This is a genomic window from Roseofilum sp., from assembly GCF_982964205.1.
On the sequence record NZ_CEZBFX010000175.1, the window covers coordinates 1 to 6,722 of the forward strand.

6 protein-coding genes and 1 pseudogene are annotated in these 6,722 nt (G+C 45.3%); 4 read left to right on the forward strand and 3 right to left on the reverse strand.

Features of this window, described 5'->3' with window-relative positions:
- Positions 1–99: 99 nt before the first annotated feature.
- Positions 100–339, forward strand: a complete 240-nt coding sequence (locus tag AC3A14_RS23515; RefSeq protein WP_318735993.1) for a hypothetical protein — start codon at positions 100–102, stop codon at positions 337–339.
- 188 nt (positions 340–527) lie between these two features.
- On the opposite strand, the gene AC3A14_RS23520 is transcribed toward AC3A14_RS23515, so the two are convergent.
- Both AC3A14_RS23520 and gloA read right to left on the reverse strand, forming a co-directional pair.
- Positions 528–2,231 (reverse strand): DUF2079 domain-containing protein, encoded by a 1,704-nt coding sequence (locus AC3A14_RS23520; protein ID WP_318735991.1) that lies wholly within the window; start codon positions 2,229–2,231, stop codon positions 528–530.
- Between the two features lie 18 nt (positions 2,232–2,249).
- A complete protein-coding gene (gene gloA / locus AC3A14_RS23525) occupies positions 2,250–2,636 on the reverse strand; it encodes a lactoylglutathione lyase (protein WP_318735988.1) in 387 nt (128 codons plus the stop codon).
- A 113-nt stretch (positions 2,637–2,749) separates the two neighbouring features.
- Here gloA and eno point away from each other — a divergent pair, with 113 nt between their 5' ends.
- Positions 2,750–4,042 (forward strand): phosphopyruvate hydratase, encoded by a 1,293-nt coding sequence (eno, locus tag AC3A14_RS23530; protein ID WP_413039185.1) that lies wholly within the window; start codon positions 2,750–2,752, stop codon positions 4,040–4,042.
- A 229-nt stretch (positions 4,043–4,271) separates the two neighbouring features.
- Positions 4,272–5,036 (forward strand): phycobilisome rod-core linker polypeptide, encoded by a 765-nt coding sequence (locus AC3A14_RS23535; protein ID WP_318699413.1) that lies wholly within the window; start codon positions 4,272–4,274, stop codon positions 5,034–5,036.
- Here AC3A14_RS23535 and AC3A14_RS23540 read toward each other — a convergent pair.
- Entirely contained in the window at positions 5,025–5,969 is a 945-nt protein-coding gene (locus tag AC3A14_RS23540) for an RluA family pseudouridine synthase (protein WP_318699414.1), read from the reverse strand. The genes AC3A14_RS23535 and AC3A14_RS23540 overlap by 12 nt on opposite strands.
- A gap of 531 nt (positions 5,970–6,500) precedes the next feature.
- Here AC3A14_RS23540 and AC3A14_RS23545 point away from each other — a divergent pair.
- A pseudogene (locus tag AC3A14_RS23545) lies at positions 6,501–6,722 on the forward strand (hypothetical protein); the annotation flags it as partial.

Genomic DNA, 6,722 nt, shown 5'->3' on the forward strand with positions numbered 1-6,722 from the left:
AATCCCTTATCTTAATTCCTATCTTGATTCGGCAGAGTGACAAAAGAGGGGTATTAGAAAAACGTCAAGATTTAGATCGTGGCGATCGGGAGTTAATGATTGGAACTAACAACCATTTATTTACAACGGTTAGAAAGGGACTTAGAAGCGGCGACTCAACAGGCTACTCAACGAGGAGAGCGGATGATGGTAGAGAGCATGTTGCAAGTGAAGTTTGGAGAAATTGACGATCGCTTGGCACAAATTATCGATCCTCTGATTGAGCGATCGCCTTTAGAGAGAACAGAAGCCATTATGGGGTTATCTCGGCAAGAGTTACTCGATCGCTATTCACCCTAGCGGGGAGTTGCGACGCTTCTGGGAATAGGTACTCTAGCACTCTAGCAATAGGCAGAACGAGTAGGGGCAAAAAATATGCAACCCCTACCTCTGCAAGATTAAGAGTTAATTACCGTAGTGCCTTAACTCTGTTAAAATAGTGCAAAGCGACTGGAAATCTAAATCACAAAGTTAGCTATTTCACACCTCTACATAACTTGATTTAAAACAGGTTGAATGGATTGTTCATACGCTTGCCATTGCTGCAATTTTTCCGGCACAGAATTCACGTTTTTTTCCATTAAAACCACTCCATTGATAAATTCGGTAATCCCATACTGGGAGGTAGTGAGCAGATGATTAATTAAACCCACATGGATGTTCAGGGATTCTCTATCCTCACCAAATGCCGGTTGATAGCGCACTAAACGCCATAAATCAACCACCACATAATCCACGGTTTCTACTTGCCCATTATCATCTTTAATAAATACGAAGGGGGAACGAATAATTTCGCGGCGACTGGACAGATGGGGAATGATATAGGTGGTTGCCGCAACACTGGCATCTTCGGGAATTCGACCGATAATATTATGGATTTCCTGACTTCTTTGCCATTGTTGTAGGGGAGAGACATAAACCCATGGCTCTACAGAATCGGGCACAATAAAGTATAAGGTGCGATTGGGATTAGCGGCGATCGCCAAAAAAATAGAAATACTCAGACATATGGCCCACACTCGTTTCGAGACACGACTCAGAGCGCGAGGTTGACGTGGCTTATTCGGCTGAAAAAAGTTATTGAACCCTTCTCCAGACCACCATAAAATAGCCCCATAACAGAGTCCTGGAACCACAGCTATGGCATAACGCACATTAACCGAGAGCAGCGAAGTGGTCTGACCTGAAAATAATTTGAGCAAGGGAAAACCCGTAATGATCCAGGCAGTTGGTGCAACAACAGGGACAAAAGCAAACGGCAACCATTGAGCAATAATATACCTGAGAGTGAGCGAAAATGGGGTGACTAATTCGATCGCCAATTTCCCAGGACTCATTAACATCCCCTTAATAATATCCAGGGTTGAGGCTTCCTGGGCATCCGTAAATTGGCCAAACTGCTCCAACATAAAGCGCTTGGAAATATCATCGGAAAATAGGGGCATGATTAGATTAGTCAAAGCTAAAATATACCCAAAACTCAGCACACAAACCATTGCCCCAATCCGAGGAAACCGGCGGCTCAAAATCATGTACATGCCTACTCCAAACAGAGCAATCCCTGTATCCTCACGAATCGCTAAAATCAAAGGACACATGAGCGCAAACAGCCACCACCACCGTTTTTCCATCGCCAGCAGCAGGGTAAACATAAATAGGGGCAACTGAAAATTATCGTGAAAATTACATAAAGTCGGCCCAATGACCGCATGGGCCCCATAATAGCTACAAGTAATCCAGCGAGCCGGAATCGGTTCGAGATATTGCCGGGCTAGCACGTATAGCACCATCCCTGCCGCAGAAATCACAGTCACCAATAATACGGATAAGGTTGCAGCTTGGGGAAACCAGGAATAGAGCGGCAACCACAGGAGCAAAGCTGGGGTAAAATGCTGTCCCAAACGATGATAACTGACATCAGGCACTTCTCCAGCGTGAACCACATTGGTCGAAAGCTGCGAAGACAGGCTACTTTGGAAGAAATTCCCTTGAGTGCCATTCCACATCACCTGATTAAAAATGCCCTGATCGTAGGACGAATAAAAGGTGAAATGGCGATGCAATACCAACGCCATACAGACCGTAAAAAAAAATCCCCCCACCATTAGCAGGGGTTTCCATTCATGCAGTTGAAGGGGAGTTGTACCCTTACTTTGCTCTTTGATGTCCGCTTGCGGAAAATTGGTAGTCATGCCGTCATGCTGGTCTACTTAAGACTTCGTTTGAATCAGTTCTACTTTATAGCCATTGGGGTCTTCTACAAAAGCAATTACTGTAGATCCATGCTTCATCGGCCCGGGTTCGCGCACCACCTTACCGCCTTTATCCTTAATTTGGTCGCAGGTTTGATAGATATCTTCTACTCCTAGGGCAATGTGACCGTAGGCATCTCCGAGATCGTACTGGTCTTGACCCCAGTTATAGGTGAGTTCTAGAACCGTATGATCGGACTCTTCCCCATATCCGACAAACGCCAAGGTAAACTCTCCACCTGGATAGTCCTTTTGACGCAGCCGTTTCATTCCTAAAACGTCGCAATAAAACGTTAGAGACTCTTCTAAGTTTTTCACTCGTAACATGGTGTGTAGAAATCGCATGGTTTAATCTCCGAGTTTCAATCCCAAATACTTTCCAAAATTCAAGGCGGATCGGTGATCCATGGCGTATTCTAACAGACGTTCCCTAGACACAATAAGGACAACATAAGATTATGCCTGAACTCGATAGTGCGATCGCCGAAATCAACGCCCGCGAGATTCTCGACTCTAGAGGTCGCCCCACGGTAGAGGCTCAAGTCTATTTAGCTAATGGTGCCATGGGTTTAGCCCAAGTCCCTAGTGGCGCATCAACTGGGACGTTTGAAGCCCATGAACTCCGAGATGATGACCCTGAGCGTTATGGGGGTAAAGGAGTCTTAACCGCAGTTCGCAATGTCCAAGAAAAAATTGCTCCAGTACTCATTGGAATAGATGCTCTCAATCAACGGTTGGTTGACCATCTGATGATTGACCGAGATGGCTCTAGTAATAAGAAAGAATTGGGCGCAAATGCTATTCTCTCCGTTTCTCTAGCAATCGCCAAAGCCGCCGCAGAAACCCTAGGATTGCCCTTATACCGCTATTTGGGGGGCCCTTCCGCCAATGTGCTTCCTGTACCGATGATGAATGTGATCAATGGTGGGGCCCATGCGGATAATAATGTAGATTTCCAAGAGTTCATGATTGTCCCCCATGGCGCGCCAACGTTTAAGGAGGCTCTACGCTGGGGTGCAGAAGTGTTTGCTTCGTTGAGCAAGGTCCTCAAAGACAAGAACTTACTCACGGGAGTAGGAGATGAAGGGGGATATGCTCCCAACTTAGAGTCGAACCAGGCAGCCCTAGATATTCTCATGGATGCCATTAATAAGGCGGGATATGAACCTGGAAAGCAAGTTTCTTTAGCCTTAGACCTGGCAGCGAGCGAATTCTATGATAATGGCAATTATGTTTATGATGGGTCTTCCCACTCGGCTGAAGAATTTGTGGGTTATCTGGGCAGTTTAATCGATCGCTATCCCATTGTTTCGATGGAAGATGCTCTGTTTGAAGATGATTGGGATAATTGGAAACTGGCAACGGAGAAATTAGGCGATCGCATTCAGCTCGTTGGTGATGATTTATTTGTCACTAATCCTAGTCGTTTGCAGCAAGGGATCGATCGCTCTGTTGCCAATGCTATTTTGATTAAACTCAATCAGATTGGTTCTTTGACCGAAACCATGGATACCATTGCTCTCGGAGCTAGATCGAGCTATCGCTCCGTTATCAGTCACCGTTCTGGAGAAACGGAAGATACAACCATTGCCGATCTATCCGTTGCCACGAACGCAGGACAAATTAAAACGGGTTCCCTCTCCCGCAGCGAACGAATTGCCAAGTATAATCGCTTATTACGCATTGAAGATGAATTAGGTGAAATGGCAGTTTATGCCGGAACCGTTGGTTTAGGCCCCAAGATTAGTTAGGGAAATGGGGAATGGGGAAACACTCCAGACATGGGGAGGAAGATTCCCTGTTCCCTATTCCCTAACACAAAACGCTATATATTAAAAAATATTAAGAATTCTTGCATTAAAACCAGAGTTACTCATTCAATTTTCTCCATCTACCTTTCTACAGGATTGGCCCAAAGTCTGATATATAGTAAATAGTTAAGGAATGTAAGTTTTTCTAAGATTCGGGAGATATATCAAGGTGGCAATTCCTTTATTAAACTACTCTCCAAAAACACAAAATGAGCGTGTTTCTGGCTATGAAAAAGGCTCAGAAGAGCAGCCCATCATTTATTCCACGGAAAATCTGCCCGCTGGCAGTGACATGGATGAAGTAATTTGGGCTGGTTATCGCCAGATTTATAGCGAACACCAAATTCTCAAGCAAAATAAACAAACCTTCCTAGAGTCTCAACTCCGGTATGGTCAAATCACGGTTCGGGATTTCATTAAAGGTTTAGTGACCTCCGATCCCTTCCTGCGGCTGAATTACGAAACCAATAACAATTATCGCTTTGTAGAAATCTGCGTCCAACGTTTGTTAGGCCGCGACGTATACAGCGAGCGGGAAAAACTGGCTTGGTCAATTGTGATTGCTACCAAAGGGGTAATGGGATTCATCGATCAACTCCTAGAGAGTGATGAATACCTGGAGAACTTTGGGTATGACACGGTTCCCTATCAGCGTCGTCGGTCTATTCCCCAACGGCCAACTGGAGATACCCCATTTAATCTCAAGACTCCTCGGTATGAAGCCTATCACCGTTCTCAGTTGGGCTTCCCTCAATTGGTTTGGCAAAACCAAATCCGCAAGTTTACTCCCCAAGAGAAAGTACCAGGTGCTGGCAGCCCTTCCTATTTCATGGATATGGCTAAGTCCATTGGTAGCGCTCGGCCCGGAGGAGCAGGACGGGTTTCAACCGCGAATATTCCGATCGCGGCTCCTTACCGTCAGTCAAAGTCCTAATCTTTGTCTAAGCACTTGTAAAAGTTTATTAAATTCTGGGGGTGGTGGAGCAGTAGCTTCTATCCACTCCTTTTTTGTGGGATGTTGTAGGCGCAGTTGCCAAGCGTGGAGGGCTTGCCCAGAGAGGTTAACGCCTACGGAGCGGTTGCGACTATAGGTGGCATCTCCCACAAGGGGATGACCGATAAAGGCGCTATGGACGCGGATTTGATGGGTACGGCCGGTTTCAAGTTGGAAGTGCAGGAGGGTATAGTTACCGAGGCTCTCTTGAACCTGCCAATGGGTGATGGAGGAACGGCCGCCTTTTTCTAGGGGTACGATCGCCATTTTTTGACGATCTCCAGGATGTCGCCCAATGGGTTGGTTAACGGTTCCGCTATCGGTGCTGGGAGAACCATGGACAATACCGAGATAGTCGCGACGGGCAGTTTTTTCTTTCAGTTGAGCTTGGAGATGATAAAGGGCGGTTTCAGTTTTGGCGATCGCCAGAGCGCCAGTGGTATCCTTATCGAGTCGATGGACAATTCCCGGTCTCTGCTCGCCACCAATGCCTTTTAAGTCAGGACAATGGGCTAAAATGCCATGGACTAATGTCCCCGTTTCATGACCGGCTGAGGGATGTACTACCAAGCCAGCCGGTTTATTGACAATCAAGATTTGATCGTCTTCATAGAGAATATCCAGGGGGATATCTTCTGGGATCAAGTCAATCGGTTGTACGGGAGGCAACTCTAAGATGATGCGATCGCCCGGTTGCAGAGTCATTTTCTTCAGTTGACATACACGATCATTGACTTTCACTTGACCGCGATCGATCAATTTCTGGAGCCGGGAGCGAGAAAAATTCGGTAACCGATCCGAGAGATAGCGATCGAGGCGATCGGCTTTCTGTTTAACCTGAAGATTAATTATTTCTGATAAATTTGCAATCACAACTATAGCCCTACACGCTGTTCATGGGTAATGGGTAAAACAAATCGATTGAATCACTACTTTAAAATAAGTGGTTTTCCCCCCTAGGTCACTTGATAAAAAAAGCGGTAAAGTAAAGATATTAAGAGTTCAAGGGTGCATAGACACAATGAATTATCTACCGAAGCTGCTTCAGATCCTTTTGATGATCGCGGCTATCCAGACTTTTGGCTGTTCCCAGCAAAACCCAAACCTTATGAAGCAGAACTTAGCCATTGATTGCTGCCAATGCTGTGATGATGATGGCAATAATTGTAAATGTTGTTTATGTGGATAGTGGCCTCCTTTTTAAGAGCCTAATTTTTAAACCCAACCGAAAGAGACACAACCGACTGCCATAACCTAAGTTCTAGTTCACAGAGCAGGTCGTAAGCTAGAATTGGAAGAACTTGCTACAAAGCTTGCTTATTATAAACTTTACCTTTCTTTTGACAATAATTTCTATTAATACTATTTTAACTAAAGATCTTAGAAAAAATTATCTTCAAAATCATGGCCAAGCACATCAAAGCACTGAAACTATCTCTTGCTCTTGGGTTAGTTGCTTCTTTCGTAACAGGTTTTACAGCACTTGTTGGCCATGATGATATTTTTGAAACTGCCACAGGTATTTATCCTGACCCGATGGGAATTGCTTACATCATCAAGCCCGATGGTAAATACTGTCTTGGATGTCAAGGGGAGGAGATCGGGACGGAGATCGGAGCGGAGATC